The organism is Sphingomonas sp. BRN-1R (assembly GCF_057748035.1).
Genome location: NZ_CM173236.1, coordinates 3,343,886 through 3,362,475, shown reverse-complemented (window position 1 = coordinate 3,362,475; position 18,590 = coordinate 3,343,886). Strand labels below are relative to the sequence as shown.

Annotated in this window: 16 protein-coding genes; 6 read left to right on the top strand and 10 right to left on the bottom strand. The window is 65.6% G+C overall.

Annotation, left to right across the window (positions count from 1 at the left end; genetic code table 11):
- The first annotated feature begins 129 nt into the window (after positions 1-129).
- Genes AC3ANX_RS15725 through AC3ANX_RS15715 form a run of 3 tightly spaced genes read left to right on the top strand, consistent with a single transcriptional unit; the run spans position 130 to position 1,560 of the window.
- The gene (locus AC3ANX_RS15725) at positions 130-780 is read left to right on the top strand and encodes a peroxiredoxin-like family protein (RefSeq protein WP_488334198.1); all 651 of its coding nucleotides are present in this window, start codon (positions 130-132) and stop codon (positions 778-780) included.
- Between the two features lie 48 nt (positions 781-828).
- Positions 829-1,101 carry a glutathione S-transferase family protein gene (locus AC3ANX_RS15720; RefSeq protein ID WP_488334197.1) on the top strand — a complete coding sequence of 91 codons (273 nt, stop codon included), beginning with the start codon at positions 829-831 and terminating at the stop codon, positions 1,099-1,101.
- A gap of 15 nt (positions 1,102-1,116) precedes the next feature.
- Complete coding sequence (locus tag AC3ANX_RS15715; protein ID WP_488334196.1) at positions 1,117-1,560, top strand: glutathione S-transferase family protein; 444 nt, start codon at positions 1,117-1,119, stop codon at positions 1,558-1,560.
- Between the two features lie 124 nt (positions 1,561-1,684).
- Here the strand turns inward: AC3ANX_RS15715 and AC3ANX_RS15710 are convergent, their stop codons facing one another.
- The 3 genes from AC3ANX_RS15710 to AC3ANX_RS15700 form a co-directional block, all read right to left on the bottom strand.
- Entirely contained in the window at positions 1,685-2,908 is a 1,224-nt protein-coding gene (locus AC3ANX_RS15710; protein WP_488334195.1) for an MFS transporter, read from the bottom strand.
- Between the two features lie 79 nt (positions 2,909-2,987).
- Positions 2,988-4,130, bottom strand: a complete 1,143-nt coding sequence (locus AC3ANX_RS15705) for a nuclear transport factor 2 family protein (RefSeq protein WP_488334194.1) — start codon at positions 4,128-4,130, stop codon at positions 2,988-2,990.
- Positions 4,127-4,876, bottom strand: coding sequence for an alpha/beta fold hydrolase (locus AC3ANX_RS15700; protein WP_488334193.1), 750 nt, complete (start codon positions 4,874-4,876; stop codon positions 4,127-4,129). Before AC3ANX_RS15700 ends, AC3ANX_RS15705 begins: the two co-directional genes overlap by 4 nt.
- Positions 4,877-4,984: 108 nt before the next feature.
- On the opposite strand from AC3ANX_RS15700, the gene AC3ANX_RS15695 reads away from it, so the two are divergent.
- Positions 4,985-6,013: a cupin domain-containing protein gene (locus tag AC3ANX_RS15695; RefSeq protein WP_488334192.1), complete on the top strand. Its 1,029-nt coding sequence runs from the start codon at positions 4,985-4,987 to the stop codon at positions 6,011-6,013.
- A gap of 96 nt (positions 6,014-6,109) precedes the next feature.
- On the opposite strand, the gene hisD (AC3ANX_RS15690) is transcribed toward AC3ANX_RS15695, so the two are convergent.
- Entirely contained in the window at positions 6,110-7,441 is a 1,332-nt protein-coding gene (gene hisD, locus AC3ANX_RS15690; protein ID WP_488334191.1) for a histidinol dehydrogenase, read from the bottom strand.
- Positions 7,442-7,557: 116 nt separating this feature from the next.
- Between hisD (AC3ANX_RS15690) and AC3ANX_RS15685 the strand changes: the two genes are divergently transcribed.
- A complete protein-coding gene (locus AC3ANX_RS15685) occupies positions 7,558-8,610 on the top strand; it encodes a LacI family DNA-binding transcriptional regulator (RefSeq protein ID WP_488334190.1) in 1,053 nt (350 codons plus the stop codon).
- Positions 8,611-8,831: 221 nt separating this feature from the next.
- Positions 8,832-11,159, top strand: a complete 2,328-nt coding sequence (locus AC3ANX_RS15680) for a TonB-dependent receptor (protein ID WP_488334189.1) — start codon at positions 8,832-8,834, stop codon at positions 11,157-11,159.
- Positions 11,160-11,227: 68 nt separating this feature from the next.
- Here AC3ANX_RS15680 and AC3ANX_RS15675 read toward each other — a convergent pair whose 3' ends face one another.
- From AC3ANX_RS15675 to AC3ANX_RS15650, 6 genes are all read right to left on the bottom strand, one after another.
- A complete protein-coding gene (locus AC3ANX_RS15675) occupies positions 11,228-12,556 on the bottom strand; it encodes an amidase (RefSeq protein WP_488334188.1) in 1,329 nt (442 codons plus the stop codon).
- The gene (locus AC3ANX_RS15670) at positions 12,553-13,302 is read right to left on the bottom strand and encodes an HpcH/HpaI aldolase family protein (RefSeq protein WP_488334187.1); all 750 of its coding nucleotides are present in this window, start codon (positions 13,300-13,302) and stop codon (positions 12,553-12,555) included. The genes AC3ANX_RS15675 and AC3ANX_RS15670 overlap by 4 nt, the downstream gene beginning before the upstream one ends.
- Positions 13,299-14,069 (bottom strand): SDR family NAD(P)-dependent oxidoreductase, encoded by a 771-nt coding sequence (locus AC3ANX_RS15665; protein ID WP_488334186.1) that lies wholly within the window; start codon positions 14,067-14,069, stop codon positions 13,299-13,301. Before AC3ANX_RS15665 ends, AC3ANX_RS15670 begins: the two co-directional genes overlap by 4 nt.
- Positions 14,062-15,399, bottom strand: coding sequence for a histidinol dehydrogenase (hisD, locus tag AC3ANX_RS15660; RefSeq protein WP_488334185.1), 1,338 nt, complete (start codon positions 15,397-15,399; stop codon positions 14,062-14,064). The genes AC3ANX_RS15665 and hisD (AC3ANX_RS15660) overlap by 8 nt, the downstream gene beginning before the upstream one ends.
- Before the next feature lie 80 nt (positions 15,400-15,479).
- Complete coding sequence (locus tag AC3ANX_RS15655) at positions 15,480-16,577, bottom strand: alcohol dehydrogenase catalytic domain-containing protein (RefSeq protein ID WP_488334184.1); 1,098 nt, start codon at positions 16,575-16,577, stop codon at positions 15,480-15,482.
- Positions 16,574-18,580, bottom strand: a complete 2,007-nt coding sequence (locus tag AC3ANX_RS15650; RefSeq protein WP_488334183.1) for an NAD-dependent succinate-semialdehyde dehydrogenase — start codon at positions 18,578-18,580, stop codon at positions 16,574-16,576. Before AC3ANX_RS15650 ends, AC3ANX_RS15655 begins: the two co-directional genes overlap by 4 nt.
- Positions 18,581-18,590: the final 10 nt, after the last annotated feature.

The following is an 18,590-nucleotide window of genomic DNA, read 5'->3' as shown; positions in this document are numbered from 1 at the left end:
AAATCCTGATAAATGTTGTCCGCATTGGAAGGATACTCCGGGTTTGGCTGAGAACCTAATTTCCTGCTCACGGCATCTTCGCCGCGGACACGGAGATTTGAAATTAGGCTCTAGGACAAGCTCGACGCGATGCGCGAGGATTTCGAGAACGGACGCTTTCCGCTGGTGCCGACGCAGGCCCAGATCGACACAATGGCGCAGGCAACCCAGTCGCTGATCGACAGCCGGCAGGCCGAGAAGGCCCTCGCGGCCGGCGACGTCGCGCCGGACTTCACGCTGCAGGATGCCGACGGCAACAGCGTCAGCTCGCGCGAGTTGCTGAAGCGGGGTCCGCTGGTCGCGACCTTCTATCGCGGCGTCTGGTGCCCTTATTGCAACTTCGACCTGCAGGCGCTGGAGGAGGTCCGGTCCGAGATCGAGCAGCGTGGCGCCAGCCTCGTCGCCATCTCGCCTCAGACCCCGGCGAACAGCCGCAAGTCGCAGCGCGACAACAAGCTGGGCTTCCCGATCCTGAGCGACGCCGGTGCTTCCATCGCCGACGCGTTCGGCCTGCGCTTCTCGCTGCCGGACGACCTGATCGAGGTCTACAAGCAGTTCGGCAATGACCTGGCGAGGATCAACGACGATCCGTCGTGGGTGCTGCCGATGCCGGCCCGCTATGTGATCGGGACCGACCGCGTGATCGCCTACGCCGAGGTCAACCCCGACTACACCCGGCGCCCCGATCCATCCGAGCTTCTGCCGGTTCTCGACCGCCTCCGGGCGGGCGTGGCCGCCTGAAGGAACTCCCAACCCCCGACCCACGACCCAAGCGAAGGAGTGAGTACCATGGCTATCAAAATCTACGGCGACCCTGGTTCGGGCAGCCGCCGCCGAGTGACCGCAGCGGCGGCCGCGATGGGCATCGATATCGAGATCGTGAACATCGACCTCTTCAAGGGCGAGAGCCACACGCCGGAGTTTCTCGAGCTCAACCCGCACGGCCTGTCGCCCGTCATGGTCGACGGCGACTTCGTCCTCTACGAATCCGCCGCGATCAACCTTTACCTCGCCGAGAAGGCCGGCAGCGACCTGGCTGGCAAGACCACCCGCGAGAAGTAGGAAATCCTGCAGTGGATGTTCTGGTCCGGCGAGCAGTGGCGCATCTTCGCGACGCTCACCTTCGACGAGGTGCTCGGCAAGAAGTTTGCGGGCAAGCCCGCGGACGAGACCATCGTCAACCTGGCGGCCAACAAGATCCGTGAGGCGGCTGCGATCCTCGACAAGCATCTGGCCACGCACGACTACATCGTCGGCGATCGCCTGACGCTGGCCGACTTCGACATCGCCGGCCCGTTCTCGCAGAACGAGCGGACGAAGATCCCGCTGAACGAATTCCCTAATCTGGTCGCCTGGCAGCAGCGTCTGCTCGCCCTCGCGCAATCGCCGCTCCTCCTCGCGTTGCCGTGCCTGTTCCGCGCGCTTGACCTGATCGTCCTTCTTCGCCGCCGCCAGCGCCGCAATGCCGACTGCGATGTCGCTGGCCATGTTCTCGATCCGCTGGACCTTTCGCATCCTTGAAGGGGCGCCGCAGGCTGCCGCCCAGCAGATAGGGGTGCTCCAGTTCGAACACGACTGTCGTTGCGTATTCGGCTTTATGAAGCAGGATCTGGAGAAAGGTCGTGCTGGATTTTAGAAGTGACAGCTAACGGTGTCGCACCATTAGCGTTTCGCGCTGCATCAGCCAGATCGCAGCTGCGGTCGTGAAGGCTGCTGCGGCGGTGAACATCGCCGTTCGTAGGCTGAATGCAGCGGCTACCTGTGCGGTGATGAGAGGCGCGAAGAAGCTGATGATCCGCCCCCAATTGAAAATTGAGGCGGCTGTCGACTGCAGATGGCGCGGGTAGAGTTCCGCCATCCACGGTCCCCAGATCACGCTCGAACACAGCGCCGCCCCATAGATCAGCCCGAGCAGCTTGAGCAGAAGCAGGTTGGAGGGGGCGAGTAGATAGGCGACGATCGCCACGGCTGCGACGATGAAGCCAGCCGCGTTGAAGCGGCGTCCATATCGGTCCGCTGTCCAACCCCAGAAAAAGCCGCCTGCGATGTTGCCCGCGAACTGCCACGCCACCAATTTCCCTGCAAGCGCCGGGCTGAAGCCACGTTCGCCGGTGAGATAGGTCGTCAGCCAGCCGCTGAAGGCTGCATAGCCGAAGAAGTTCAGCCCCGTCATCGCGGCGAGCATAATGGTCTGACGACGTAGACCAGGTGCGAACAGTTCGCCTACTGGCAATCTGGTGGTGGCGCGCCGGACCAGATCCACGGCGGATCCTGCGGGGATCAGCGCCAGTACGACCAACGCGAGGAACAGTGGTGGGAGGCCCCCGATCCACAGCAGCGCGTGCCACCTGGGAGCCGGAACTGCGCTCATCGCCACGCCTAGCATGACAATGGACAGGCTGAACATCGCGTTGAGCATCCCCGCGAGCCGACCCCGCAACGCCGGGTTGAACAGGTTGACATAGATGCCGACGACAACCGGGAACGAAGCGCCCGCGAAGAAGCCGAGGAGAAATCGCTGGAGCAACAGTTCCATATACGTCGCGACGACAGTGCCGGCCAGGAGCATCGCTCCATAGCCTAGGATAAGCGCCGCCAGCATCCGCCGCCGCCCGAGCCGATCCGCCATCTGACCGATCACGATCGCCCCGATCAACGCGCCCGAGCCCTGCGCCGAGTAGGCCGACCCCGCTTGGAGCAGCGATAGGCCGAGCGCCTGCCGGATGTACGGACGCAACACGTCCACTGTGTTCCATGCCCAACCGTAGAAGAATTCGCACACGAGTAGCAGCGCGAAGATGGTGACTTGGCGCGACAGGCGCATCGGCGCGGCGTCAGGCGGCGACGGGGACATCACGCTGCTTGCCATGCGTTTCTCCTTGATGCTCCCCGGGTGGAACGCTGCGCGACATGGGGCGATCTGCCGCACAGGGCTTGTTCTGCGCTTGTCAGGCCGCCTGCAGCGCGGCCAGCTTCACCTGCACCAGCATCGACAACTCGTCGTAGGTGGCCCACTCGTCGATGATCTTGCCGTCACGGACGTGGAAGTGCGTGACGCCCATCACGTGCAGCGGATGGCCCGTCGGCGCGCCGAGCGGGCCATAGCCGAGGTGATGTCCATCCATCGTCCAACGCAGCGCGTATTTGACCCCGCCCTCCTCGCTCTCGACCGAGCAGATGTGCTGCGGCACGAATGCGCAGTCAGGCATGACGGCAACGAGCCGCATCGTCTGTTGCAGCACCGACGCGACGCCCCCCAACTCGCGCATCAGCGGCCCGTGCCACTGGCAGTTGGGCGCGTAGATGTCGCGAATCAGTCCGAACATGCGCTTGTTGTAGATGTGGTGCAGCCAGCGCAGCAGCTCTGCCTCGCCCTCATTGTGCGCGATCGAGACGTCGGCTTCGGCTTCGGGCGGATATTGTCCGAGCAGCCTGCGGTTCTCGACAAGATCAACCACGGACTCGCCGTTTTCGAATTTCTTACGGGCGATCCCCTCGGCGAAGACGTGAGGATCTAGCCCGATCTGGATCAGCGGCCCCATGTTGTCGCGGACGATCCACTCCTTGTAGATCTTGTTCTCGAGGATCATGCACTCCGCGACCGTGCGCGTGCAAAAGGTGCGCCCGGTCGGCTTGCCCCACGATCCAAATTCGCTGTGGCGGCCAAGCCCGTGCGTCATGTGGCTGGTGTAGAAACCGTCGACATCGTTGCCGCGCCAGATCACCTGCTGCGCCATGCCGCGCCGATCGGGGAATTCGACGAGGCGCTGGATCGTGTCACGGATGTGGGTCTCCCGATCGTACATCGTGCCCATTGTCGTGTAGGCGACGCAATTGTGCGTGTAGTGCGTGTAGATCAGCCCGACGTCGCGCTCGTCCCAGATGCGGTGCGTGCAGCGGATGATGTAGTCGACGATGTCGGTATAGCAATCGTCGAACCCGCGCATCGACTGGACGCGCGAGCGGTTCTCCGGAACGAGTTGAGTGAAGTCGCGCCGCTCGACCTGCAACACCGCGCCCGCAGCGTTCGGGGCGGACGCCGGCTTGATGTCATCGGCTGGCTTGACGGATTTGCTGCTGGCTTCAGTCACGAGACCTCCAAAGTACCGGGAACGGTGGATGATAGGGGCGCTGCCGCACGGAGCGCTAGCGCATCGAGCCAGTCGGCGATCGCGCGGGCACACGCGTCGGGCCGTTCGAGCGAGACGAAGTGTCCCGCATCCGGGATCGTCACAAGCTGCACGTCGCGCAGACCGGCGGCAAGCTCCGCCTGCGTCTCCGGCAGGGCGACCATGTCGTCCGCGCCCGACAGCACGAGCACCGGCACCGAATACCGTGCCAGTCTTGCGCGACTGTCGACGCGGGACAGCGCGACCTCGGTCTGGCGCGTGAACGTCCCCGGCGGGCAGTCGCCCGCCATCGCGCAGACGATATCGTACAGCGGCCTGTCGGCGGCGCGGTCAGGATGAACATAGCCCGGCCACAAAGCATCGATCAGCGCGACGGGATCGGAGGCGCCAGCGGCCTGTGCGCGGCGTGCCGCGTACTGCGCGGCGGGCACACCGCGCGGCGTGGTGGCGATCAGCACCATCGCCGCGATCCGCCGCGGCGCACGTGCCGCAAGTTCGAGCGCGACGATGCCACCCAGCGAGAAGCCGACCGCGACGAAGCGATCGGGCGCATCGGCCAGCACCGCATCGACCAGCCCCGCCACCGATGTCGCGCGGGTGAGGTCCGCCGTGAAGTGCGTGCGATCGGGCGGCAGGATGGGCGTGAGCACGCGATCATCGCAGAGCGTGCCGGGCAGCAGCAGCAATGGCAAACGCTTGTCGATCACGCCTCGTCCTGCACATTATTCGCAACTGGCGGATCGCCCCGCCTTGCATGTTCCTTGGCTTTGACGTACCAGATTTGCATCCGAATGCAATAGTGAGTGGAGCGCTTTGTGACAGAATGGACCCGAGAGGAGATGGAACGGCGGCTCGTGCGCTATGCCGATCTCGTGCCGTGCCGGACCGCCTTCCTCGATACACGCACGCCGGGATCGACCGAGAAGGAGAACTTCACGATCATCGGCCCGGGCGTGTCCGAAAACGCCGACCAGTTCGTCCACATCACAGAAAAACACGGCTTCAACATCGGCGCCGCGCGCCAGCCGTTCGGGTGCGTCAATTCGCAACACAGCCACGAGACGGCGGAGGTGTTCGTCGTGCATTCCGGCCACTGGCGGCTGCTGTTCGGCCCCAATCGCGAGGACGGGACGCTCGATATCGCGCCGGGGGACGTGGTGTCGGTGCCGACCCGCATGTTCCGCGGTTTCGAGAAGACCGATCAGGGCACCGGCTTCCTCTACACCGTGCTGGGCGAGGATGACCCTGGTAAGGTGACGTGGGCGCCCGCCGTGTTCGAGGCGGCGGCCGGGCACGGCCTGAAGCTGGCGAAGGGTGGCATGTTGATCGATACAAGCGCCGGAGATTACACTCTTCGCGACGTGGATCTTGAACAGCCGCTCGACACCGGCGATGTGGACCAGCTCGTCACGCCGCCGATCGAAAAGCTGCTGCAATGCGTCGTGCGTGCCGGCACCGCGCCCGCCAACCCGGCGTCCCCGCTGGCGGGGGAGGGCGTGAGCGAGGCCGGGCTGATCGTTCCGCAGCCGACCGACGACGGCTTCGAACCCGGCGTGATCGCGGGCTGGTGGCCGCACGGTTTCAACCTGCGCTTGCTGACGCTGGAAAGCGGCGCGTTCGTGCCCGCGCACGCGCGCGCCGAGGCCGAGGTGCTGTTCGTGCAATCGGGCACGTTGGAGATTCGCTGGGACGAGGAGTCGCTGCTGCTCGGCGCGGGCGACACCTTGAGCGTGCCGATCGGCTTGATGCATTCATTCCGCAACACCGCGTCCGTGCCTGCGGAACTCTTCGTCACCCGCGGCTCCGAAAATCCCGGTAGGCCGACCTTCGCCGCACGCGGCTGAGCGAGGCGAGTTGAAACACAAAGAGGCGCGGCTCGCCTGAGCCGCGCCTCTCTTGCGTCAGCGCCGCCCAGCCCGCGGGCGGCGTCCCGGTTCGGATCAGGCCGGCTGCTTCAACCGTTCGAAGCGGATCGCCGCCGCCTTCTGATGTCCTTCCAACCCCTCGCTGCCGCTTTGACGGATCGCGGGCGGTGCGACCTTCGCGATCGCGCGTTCGTCGAGCCACTGGTACGTCGCGACCTTTACGTAGGAGCCGACCCACAGGCCGCCGGTGTAGCGGCCCGCGCCCATCGTCGGCAGCGTGTGGTTGGTGCCGACGTTCTTGTCGGAATAGACGACGCTGGCATTCTCGCCGATGAACAGCGAGCCGTAATTACGCAGCTTGTGCGAGAATGCGTGCGGATCGGCGGTGTGAACCTGGAGATGTTCGGCGGCGACATGATCCGAATAGGCGATCATCGTCGCCTCGTCCTCGCACAGCACGACCTCGCCGTAGTCGCGCCAGCTTTGCGACGCGACCGCTGCGGTCGCCAGCGTCTCAAGCTGTCGGGCCACTTCGCGCACTGTCGCCTCGGCCAGCGCGCGGTCGGTGGTGATGAGGCCGACGCGGGTCCGCACGTCATGCTCGGCCTGTCCGAGCAGATCGGTCGCGATCAGTTCGGCGTCGCCGGTTGCATCGGCGACGATGAAGATCTCAGACGGGCCGGCGAGCTGATCGATGCCGACCGGTCCGAACACCTGGCGCTTGGCTTCGTTCACGAAAGCGTTACCCGGTCCCATGATCTTGTCGGTCTGCGGTACGGTCTGCGTACCGAAAGCCATCGCGGCGATCGCCTGCGCGCCGCCGATGCGGAATATGCGGTCCGCACCCGACAGATGACAGCCCGCGATCATCGCGCGGTGCGCGTTGGGCGGCAGGCAGGCGACGACCTCGTCGCAGCCGGCGACCTTACCCGGCACGATCGTCATGATCGGAGCAGACAGCAGCGGGAAGCGGCCGCCCGGCACATAGGCGCCGACGCGCTGGATCGGGATGACTCGGTGGCCGAGGTGCAGGCCCGGCATCGGCTCGATATCGAGCGGCAGGATTGTATCGAGCTGCGCCTGCGCGAAGCGGCGGACGTTCTCGATGGCGAACTCGGTGTCGGCGCGGGTCTGCGGATCGAGTTCGTCGATCGCGGCAGCGCGGTCGGCGGCGGACACCTCGAACCGGTCGAGATCGGCCTTGTCGAACTCGCGCGAATAGCGGGCCACCGCGGCATCGCCGTGAGCGCGGACATCCGCGAGCACGTTGGCGACCAGGGCGGCGACACTGCCGCTGTCGGCGATCTGATCCCGTTCTGGCTGTTTGATATAAACGGTGCGGGATTCAAACCCCTGCGGCGCGGCGGTCATCGTCTTCTCCTCATTGGCGATACGGATGCTGAGCATCTCATGCCCTCAATACTGCATCCGAATGCAATTGTCATTCACCGAAACGCGCTTTCGGCCCGTCGGCTTTGCGATTATCTGGTCCGCACACGTGCGACCGCGGGAAAGAGACAGATATGCCACGCCGTAAAGCCGATCCGGCGCCCACCACCTCGTTCGTGGCCGAAGCGGGGCGTCGCGCGACCTCCTACGACGTCGCGCGGATCGCGGGCGTGTCGCAATCGGCGGTCTCGCGCTGCTTCGCGCCGAACGCCTCGATCGCGCCGGCAAAGCGCGAGCTGATCCTCAAGGTCGCGACCGAGATCGGCTACCGTCCCAACGCCCTCGCGCAGGCGCTAATCTCCAAGCGGACCAATCTCGTCGCGGTGCTGATCTCGAATCTCACCAATCTCTATTATCCCGAGGTGCTGGCCGGGCTGAGCGCGAGCCTGACCGATCGTGACGTGCGCGTGCTGCTGTTCAACCTCAACGCGGAAAGCGAGGTCGACGAGGTGATCGACCAGATCTGGCGGCACTCGGTTGACGGGGTGGTCGCGGCGGCGCGCCTGTCCGAGCAGCAATTGCGCCAATTCGCCGAGCATCAGATCCCGGTGGTGATGTACAATCGCCTCGCCAGCGGCCCCAACGCCGCCTCAGTACGGTGCGACTCGGTGAACGGCGAACGCACGCTGGTCGAAAGCCTCCTGGCGAGCGGACATCGTCGCTTCGGCATCATCGCCGGGCCCGAGGACAGCTATGTCGGTGAGGAGCGGCGGACTGCGGCGCTAACGATCTTGGCGGAACGCGGGTTCGCCGACGTGCCGGTAGTGCGCGGCGACTTCAGCTATGCGAGTGGGCGCGACGGAATGCGCGCACTGGCCGGGGGCAAGCAGAAGCTCGATGCGATCATCTGCGCGAGCGATCTGATGGCGATCGGCGCGATGGATGCGGCAAGGATTGAACTCGGCCGCAACGTGCCCGAGGATCTGTCGATCGTCGGGTTCGACGGTTCCGGCCCGGCGGCGTGGGAAAGCTATCGTCTGACCACGATACGTCAGCCGGTCGGCCGCATGACCGAGGCGGCGGCGGCGATGCTGATGGAGCGGATCCACGACCCGCAATATCCGGCCGAGCAGCGGCTTTTCTCGGGCCGGCTGATCGAAGGTGCATCCGCGCGACTCGGTGCGTAGCTCAGTCTGCATTCGGCGTCACCAGGTATGACATTTTTGTCTCGTCTCGGTGTAAAATCTTTCCATATGAGATCGGCGGGTTGCCAAGCGACCTAAAAAATCCAATGATCGTGGTAGCTTGGAACGCGTATTCAATGAGACTCGGTTATTTTTCTCTTATGACTTCGAATGCAAAAAATAGTGGACGAGCAGTCGAACCACCGATAGCTTCACCACCATAATTGGGAGATGGGGAGCTTATGAAAAACGCATTCACACTCGCGTGTTCAGGCATCGCGCTGACGGTGGCCCTGGCGAGCATGCCGGCTCTTGCACAGACCTCCGTGGCGGCGTCGGCACCCGCCGCTACCGCAGACGAGGTCGGCAGCGACATCATCGTCACTGCGCAGCGCCGCGACGAGCGGCTGCGCGACGTGCCAATCTCGATCACCGCATTGTCGGGCGAGGCGCTGTCGCGGCTGCACGTGGACAATGTCAGCCGCGTCGAATTGGCGACGCCGGGTTTCACATGGGGTTCGCAAGGCTCGGACTCCTTCCCCGCGATCCGCGGTGTGCGCACCAGCCTGGTCAGCGCGCAGAACGATCCCGTCATCGGCTTCTACATCGATGGCATCTACCAGAGCCGTACCCAGCAGCAGAGCATCCCCATCTTCGACGTCGGCCGCATCGAGGTGCAGCGCGGCCCGCAGGGTACGCTCTATGGCCGCAACACCTTCGGTGGCAACTTGAGCATCGTGACGCAGGCGCCAACCACAAAGGAGGAGGCCGGGCTCAACGTCGACGTCGGCAACTACAACTCGACGCGCATTGATGGATACATCAACCTGCCGATCTCCGATACCTTGCGGGTGCGTGTCGCCGCAGTGTTCCAGCGCCACGACGGTTACGTGAAGTCGACCACACCGGGCGTCGAACTCGATGACCTCAACGAGAATGCTCAGCGCATCAACGTCAAATGGACGCCGACCAGCGATCTCGAAGTTGCGCTTCATGCCGGCCGCTGGAGGCGCGACGATGCCGGCGCCGGATCGTACGGCTACAAGGTCGCCGGCACGCTGCTAAACCCGGCAACCGGTTATCAGTCGATCAACGGCCAGCCTTATTCGGTGAACCCGTCGGTGCCGAACGGCTCGCCCAACCTTGCCGGGCGGGATGTCGGCGTACCTGTGACGGGCGGCGCCTGGACCAATGACTGGGACTACCAGCCATTCGAACACATCGCGGAGGATTACGTCTCCGGCCAGATCTCTTACGATCTTGGCGGGGTGACGCTGCGCTCGATCACCGGCTACACCCATTTCACCGCACACCGCAGCGCCGACAACGACCAGAGCAGCAAAGTTTTCGAAGCGTACGGCTATGGTTCGGGCGTGCAGGAGCCAAATACGCGCTCGAACTCGGTCACGCAGGAACTGCAGATCGCCTCGGATGGATCGACGCCGCTGCAGTGGATTGCGGGCGCATACTATCTCCACGACGACATTTTCGAAACCTATCAACAAAAGGTGACCGCGCCGGGAGCGACGACCGGAGCGTATCGCGGCGATTCAGCGCTCCAGACGGACGCGTTCGCAGGCTATGCGCAAGGTACCTTCGCCGTCGTCCCCGATCTCTTGAAGGTCATTGGCGGTGTACGATACTCGCATGAGAAGAAGGCGTTTCAGTTCGCCGACTTCGCCGATGCAGCGCCCGGAACCTACAATTTCGTGACGCCGTACAGTCGAACGTCGGGCGCACCCAGCTTCGACAGCTGGACCTGGCGCGCTGGCGTGCAGGTGACGCCTGACCGAGATACGATGCTCTACGCGACTGCATCAACCGGTTTCGCCTCGGGCGGCGTGAACGACACCGGCGGCAGCCCAACGGTGCCGGCATCCTACGCTCCCCAGAAGGTCACTGCGTATGAGGCGGGTGTTAAGACGCGCTTCCTCAACGGCGCAATTGACACAGAGCTGGCCGTTTTCCTCAACGACTTCAGTAACCTTCAAATCAATGTCTATACGCCCCAGCTCTCCTATTTCGGCAGCGCGGGCAAGGCGCGCAGCAAAGGCGCCGAGCTTACGCTCCGTACGCGTCCGCTGCCGGGCCTGCATCTCGACGGCACGGTCGCGTATCTCGATGCAAAATACACTTACTATATCAGCGCTAATAACTTCTACGGGCTGTCGAACGGCGCCGACACGCCGTCGGTCGATCTCTCGGGCAAGCGTATTCCACAGTCGCCGCGCTGGAAAAGCACACTGACCGCGAGCTACGACATCGATCTCGGCAGCGCGGGAACGCTGTCGCCGCAGGGAACGTGGCTGCACTCGTCGGACTATTTCACCACCGACTATAACACTCCGCTCGACCACCAGCAGTCCTACGACAAATTCGACGCCTCGCTCCGCTGGAGCGACGCCCGCAAGAAATATTATGTCGAGGCTTACGGTCAGAACCTGAGCAACGAGGCGGTGCTGTACAGCGCGGTGGTCGGCCGTCGCGAGCGTGTCCAGGTGTCCTACGGCGCGCCGCGCACCTACGGCGTGCGGGTCGGCGCGACGTTCTGATCGGGCAGGCGAGGGGCGCTGCGCCGTCCCTCGCCGGTGCGCCGCTCCGGTGCGCTCAGGCCGTGCGCTCAGGCGGTGTGTTCGATCATGTGGGCAAGCGCGAGCAGCGTCGGCTCGCTACCCGCCGGGCCGATCAGTTCGACCCCGACCGGCAGCCACGACACCGACGCGCCCGACGGAACGCTGAGCGCCGGCCACCCGCTGCGCGCCGCCAGTTCGGGCGCCCAACCGCCCTTGGGATTGTCCAGGGACGTCGGCACGACCTGCGAGGTCGGAAACAGCAGCGCGTCGAGCCGCTCGCGCGCGATCAGCTTCGCCATCGCCGTGCCCAGCCGGGCATGTCCGACAAGGATCGCGGCGGCGCCGCCCGGCTTGCGGCCGAGCCGGGCGCGCAACGTGTCGGCATGGTCGCGCAGATATGCGCCGCCGAGCAGCAGTTCGGCGAGGCTCGCCGGGGCCGTGCCGGGCCGGAAGTTGGTGGCGAGATAGGTGTCGAACGCCTCGGCGAACTCCGCATCGACGATATGCTCGCCGCCGGTCGGCAGCAGATCGGCGGGCAGCGCGACCGGATCGACGACGCCAACGCCCTGCCGATCGAGCCGCACGATCACGTGCTCGATCGCGTCGCCAATCGCTGCATCGCCGCCGAACGCCTGCCGCAACACGCCGATGCGCAGCGAATGGGGCGGCGGCGGAGCGAGGCGGAGCCCCAGCGCGCGAAGCAGGATCTCGACGTCGCCCACCGTCCGCGCGATCGGCCCGACCGTGTCGGTCGACGGCGCGAGCGGGGCGATGCCGCGCATCGACAGCGCGCCCTGTGCCGGCCGGAAGCCGACCAGCCCGGTAAAAGCGGCGGGGATGCGGATCGAGCCGCCGGTATCGGTGCCAAGCCCCGCCAGCGCGAAACCTGCGCAGACCGCAACGGCGGTGCCCCCGCTCGATCCGCCCGGCGTCACACGCGGATTACGCGGGTGCAGGACATCGCCGCCCAGCGAACTGCGCGAGCGGATCTCGAACGAGAATTCGGAAAGGTTGGTCTTGCCGACCACGATCGCGCCGGCGGCGTGCAGCCGCGCCGCGACGTCGGCGTCGCGCATCGGCATCGCCCTGCGCAGGCCGATGCAGCCCGAGGTGGTCGGCATGCCGGCGAGATCGATATTGTCCTTGAGCACGACCGGAATGCCGTGGAGCGGGCCGAGCGTCCGGCCCGTCGCACGGGCATGGTCGGCGGCGGCGGCATCGGCGTGCGCGGCTGGGTTGAGCGCCAGCATCGCATGCAGCGCGCCGTCCCGCGCGGCGATCGCGGCCAGGCAATTCCCGAGCAGCTCGCGCGCGCCGATGTCGCCGCGCGCAAGCTGTGGGGCAAGGCCAGCAATGGTCGCGTCGGGTGCGATCAAGGCCGGGCGCGCCGCACCAGATCGGCAGCACCTTGCAACAGAAAACTATGGTCGGAGCCGAGCAGGAAGAGGCTCGCGCCGCGTTCGGCCCAGAACGGCACGTCCTCGATCCGCGCGAGGAACATGCCGATCCGGCGGTCATGCCGGCGGCCGGCCGCGCACACCGCCTCGACCGCGGCGATCACCGCCGAATCGTCCTGGCTAGTCGCCCCATACGCGACGGTGAGGTCGACCCGGCCGACGAACAGCGCGTCGATGCCCGGCACCGCCGCGATCGCATCCACGTCGTCGATCGCCTCGGGATCCTCGATCTGCGCGATCGCCACGGTCGCGGCGGCGCTGGCGGCGAGATGATCGGCGAGGCCGCGCGTGGTGTAGCGTGCCGCGCGCGACGAGCCGGCATAGCCGCGCCCGCCCGCGCCGTATCGGCACGCGCGCGCGAACGCCTCCGCCTCGCGCGCGGAACGGATATGCGGCGCGACCACGCCGGTCGCACCGCAGTCGAGCGCGTTGAGGATATGCTCGGGCGCGGCGGTGGGGACGCGCACCAGCACCGGCTTCGCGGCCGCGCGCGCCGCCAGGATGCAGCCGTCGATCGCGATCCGGTCGAACGGCGCATGTTCCGCATCGAGGCACAGGCAATCGAGCGCGGTCAGCCCCAGCACCTCGACGATGATCGGCGCGGGCGTCTTGATGAAGGTGCCGACGATCGGCGCACCCGAGGCGAGTTGTTCCTTGAAGGTCATTCCGCAGTCCACCCGCCATCGATGATGAGGCTCGAACCGGTCATCAGGGCGGCCCCGTCCCCAGCGAGAAACACGATCGCGCCCATCAGATCCTCGACCGTACCGATGCGGCCGAGCTTGATCTTCGATAGCACGCTGGAGCGGAAAGCCGCATCCTCGAAAAACGGCTTGGTCAGCGGCGTCTCAATAAAGGTCGGTGCGATCGTGTTCGAACGGATGCGGTGCGGCGCGAGATCGAGCGCGAACGCCTTGCTCATGCCTTCGAGCGCCCATTTTGACGCGCAGTAGAGCGCGCGGTTGGGGCCGCCGACATGCCCCATCTGCGAGCCCATGTGGATGAGCGATCCCGCCACGCCGTCGCGGATCATCGCGCGCGCCGCACCCTGTGCGACGAAGAACGCGCTTTTGACGTTGAGATCGAGCACGGCGTCGTAATCCGCTGGCGTCACCTCGGTCATCGGCATCGGCCGGTTGGTGCCGGCGTTGTTGACGAGCACGTCAAACGCCGGACGATCCGCGAAGAACGCCGCCACCGCCGCGAGGTCCGAAACGTCGAGCGTCACCGCATCGGCCGCGCCTCCGTCCGCGCGGATCGCGGTCGCGCCGGCGGCGATCTCGTCCGCCGATCGCGCCACCAGCGTCACCGCCGCACCGGCCTGCGCCAGTGCGGAGGCGGCGGCGAGGCCGATGCCGCGCCCGGCGCCCGTCACCAGCGCGCGCCGGCCGTCGAGCCGGGCGCTCGGCGTGCGCGGAAGCGGATCAGGCATCGACGCGGGTGCGGTCGGACGGCGCGGCGGCGCCGCCATACGGCACGTTGCGGCCGCCGAAGCGACGCACGCGGACATTGGCCTGCTCGCCGTGACCGGCGAACCCCTCGAGCGCGCACAGCCGGCTGCAATATTCGCCGATCAGCGCCGAAGCTTCGTCGGTCGTCACGCGCTGGTAGGTGCAGGTCTTGATGAACTTGCCCACCCACAACCCGCCGGTGTAGCGGGCCGCCTTCTTGGTCGGCAGCGTGTGATTGGTGCCGATCACCTTGTCGCCGAACGACACGTTGGTGCGCCGGCCGAGGAACAGCGCACCGTAGTTGGTCATATGCTTGAGAAAATAGTCGGGGTCGGCGGTCATCACCTGGACGTGTTCGGAGGCGATATCGTCGGCGATCCGCACCATCTCGGCATCGTCGTCGGCGACGATCACTTCGCCGAACGCCTCCCACGCCTTGCGCGCGATCTCGCGGGTGGGGAGGATCTGCAACAGCCGCTCGATCTCTGCCAGCGTCTCGCGCGCGAGCTGTTCCGAGGTGGTGAGCAGGATGGCGGGGCTGTCCGGGCCGTGCTCGGCCTGACCGAGCAGATCGGTCGCGGCGAGTTCGCCGTCGCAACCGATCTCGTCGGCGATCACCAGCGTCTCAGTCGGGCCGGCAAACAGATCGATGCCGACGCGCCCGAACAACTGGCGCTTGGCCTCCGCCACGAAGGCGTTGCCAGGGCCGACGAGAATGTCGACCGGCGCGATCGATTGCGTGCCCAGCCCCATCGCCGCGACCGCCTGAATGCCGCCGAGGCAATAGATTTCGTCTGCCCCCGCCATCGCCTGCGCCGCGACGATGGCGGGGGCGGGCTTGCCCTGGAACGGCGGCGCGCAGGTGACGACGCGCGGCACCCCGGCGACCTTGGCGGTGATGACCGACATGTGCGCGGAGGCGAGCAGCGGGTATTTGCCGCCCGGCACGTAGCAGCCGGCGGCGTTGAGCGGGATGTTGCGATGGCCGAGCACAACGCCTGGCAGCGTCTCGACCTCGACATTGTGCATCGAGTCGCGCTGGATCTGCGCGAAGTTGCGTACCTGAGCCTGTGCGAATTCGATATCCTTGATGTCCTGCGCGCTCAGCGTGTCGATGCACCCTTGGATCTCGGCGGGGGTGAGCCGGTAGTCCTCGCGATCCCACCTGTCGAAGCGGATCGACAGTTCGCGCACCGCATCGTCGCCGCGCGCTTCGATGTCGGCGAGGATGCCCTCGACTGTATCGCGAACCTGTCGACCGGTCGCGGCCTTCGCTTCCGCGGTCGCGCCGCGCTTGAGGAACTGGGGCATGATGAGGACTCCGTGAGCGCTGGATCTGCCACGATCCTAGCTTTAATGAATTCGAATGCAATAGGCTTCATTCATCGACGTCAGAACTCGATGATGGTGCGCGCCGCCACGCCTTGTTCCAGCCAGCATAGCGCGTCATTGATCTGGTCGAGCGGGATGCGCCGCCCGATCTGACCATCGAGATCCAAGCGCCCGGAGCGGTATAATGAGAAAATTCGCTGCATGTCCTGCTCGGGAATGCCGCCGCCGTAGATTGATCCAATGATTCTCTTCTTCGAACCGGGGAAGCCGATCGCCGGCAGCGAGAGGTCCAGACCGGCTTGAGCTATGCCGACGATGACCACCGTGCCGGCCGCGCGCGTAAGCGCGTAGGCGAGCCGCATCGCGTCAGGGCGGCCAGTACTTTCGATCGCATGATCGGCACCGCGCCCGTCCGTGAGACGCTTGACCTGATTGACCGCGTCGGGAGCGCGTGCATCAACGAAATGAGTTGCTTTGTTGGCGAAGGCAACCGCCCGCTTCGCGGGGTTGGCATCGATCGCGACGATCATCTCGGCGCCTGCCAAGTGCGCGGCCTGGAGCGCATTCACGCCCACTCCGCCGATCCCGACCACCGCTACACTGTCGCCAGCGCGCAGGGCCGCGTCGTTCACGACAGCACCGAACCCAGTTGTGACCGCACAGCCGACCAGAGCCGCGACCGCAAACGGCACGTCGTCCGGGATACCGATGCAGCCGCTTTCGGGGACCACGGCGAACTCTGCGAAGGATGAAACGCAAGAGTAGTGGCGCAGGGCTCCATCACTGCGGCCGAGCCGACTAGTGCCGTCCCACAACGTCCCATCGGACGCTGCCTGTCCGTACACCTCGCAGAGCGTCGGATGACTTTCATGGCAAAAGAAGCAATGCCCGCAGTTCGGTGCCCAGCTTAGTACGACGCGGTCTCCGGGCTTGACCTTGGACACGCCCGTTCCAACCTCCTCTACGATCCCAGCCGCCTCGTGTCCCGGAACGAGCGGCAGCGCCACTGCGGTCTTGCCTCGGATCGTGGACAGGTCGCTGGCGCAGACGCCGGTTGCCATGATCCTCACCATCACCTCGCGATGTCGCGGCGGCTGGAGTGCGATCTCCTCGACCTCGATGGCGCGATTGAACGCGCGTAGCACGGCGGCCTTCACGGCCGCGCACTCCGCGCAGAGACGAAGCGTGAGAAGGTCATCTCCCGCATCGCTTCCAGGCCACCTTCGTCGCCGTAGCCGGAATCTAGAAGGCCTCCGAACGGCACTTCCGGGTAGCCAAGCCCGTTATGATTGATCGACAGCATCCCCGACCGCACCTTCCGCTTCATCTCTTCGATATGTCCGACATCTCTCGACCAGCCGTAGGCCGCGAGCGCGTAAGACAGCCGGTTGGCCTCGGCGACCGCTTCGGACGCAGTATCGAAACGGTTGATGATCGCGACCGGTCCAAACGGCTCATCGTTCATGATGCGGGCGTCGGTCGGAACGTCGGCCAGCACCACTGGTTCGAGGAAATATCCGGCTGTCGACCGATCAAGGTCGCCAACGACCAGCGTGGCGCCCCGGGCCACCGCGTCGCGTACCATATCGGTGATTGCGGTCAGCCGCCTTTCGTTGGCGAGAGGTCCCATAGTCGAGGACGCTTCCATGCCGCTGCCGACGCGAACCGCGCGCGCCTCGTTCGCAAACAGGTCGACGAAGCTCTGGTGCGCGCTGGTCTCGACCAGCAGGCGAGTGGGCGAGATGCAGGCCTGTCCAGCGTTGTGGAACTTGTCCGCCGCGAGGCTTGAAGCGGCGAGTTCGAGATCGGCGTCCGCGAACACGAGCGCCGGGGCGTGGCCGCCGAGCTCCATGACACACCGCTTGAGGTGTCCCCCGGCGCGCGCCGTCAGCTGCTTGCCAACCGTCGTTGATCCGGTGAAACTCACGCATCGAACATCTGGATGTGAGATGAGGTATTGGGAAACCATGGCCGGTTCACCGAAGACCAGCTGCAAGGCGCCTGCAGGCAGGCCGGCATCGATGAAGGCACGCACCATCTCAGTTGCGGAGGCCGGCGTCTCTTCAGCCACCTTTACGATGATTGAGCATCCGGCTGCGAGGGCTATCGCGATCTTGCGAACGGCTTGCCCAACCGGATAATTCCAGGGCGTGAGGCCCACGACGAGTCCGAGCGGTTCCATCAACGCCAACGCCGTGACATCATCGCTGCGCGCCGGGATCAAACGCCCATAGGCTCTGCGTCCTTCGTCCGCGAACCATTCGATCACCTCCGCGGAAAAGAGCACTTCACCACGCGCCTGCATTAGAGGCTTGCCCTGCTCCAGAGTGATGAGCGGCGCGAGGGTGTCCACCCGCTCGCGAAGCAGCGTTGCCGCTTGGCGCAAGATCACCGCTCGCTCTGCCGCCGGAACGGATCTCCACCTGTCAAAGCCCCGCTTTCCCGCCTCGACCGCCTCCGCGAGATCGGCAGGATCGGCCAACGCGACGTTTCCGATCACCTCGCCGGTCGCTGGATCATGAACGGGCGAGGTTCGTCTCCCGCCCCCGCCGCGCCATTGCGACCCTATGTACAGGAGGCTGTTCTGATAGTTCTGCACCCGCGGGCTGGCGAAGCCGAGCATTGCGTTTCCTCCCTTGTTGCCCGGCGGCCTTTCGACCGCACACAGGACGAAGTATGTCTCAGAGTGCATTCGAATGCAAATCGACTGCTTGCGGTTTGGTTTAGCCACCGCGCGGCTGCGGCGGGTGGCACGGTGGAGGATATCGCGACGGCATGATATGGCTGCCGGGTCCGGACAGACGCTGCTCGTTGATCCGGGATCTTCTTCGAGGCGGCTCGGCCGGCCTCCTGACAGGCTGGTGGTGCTGATCTCATGTCTCACCACGCTGTGCGCCCGCATGGTAGATGCCGTCGACCTAGCGGACTGGCCGGCGCGAACGGCGCCATCACAGACTTGCGCCCGTTTGCCAACCGGCGCGGCGAGCGCGTCGCCGTCGGGCCGGACGGGCGCGTTTATATCGGGAACGGGCAGGCCTTCGTGTACAATCGCGACGGTCGTGCGCTGGGAATGATCGACACCCCCGAACGCCTGCTGCAACTGGTCTTCGGCGGTGTCGGCGGGCGGAGCTTGTTCGTCCTGACCCACCTTGCTTTGCATCGGGTGCGGC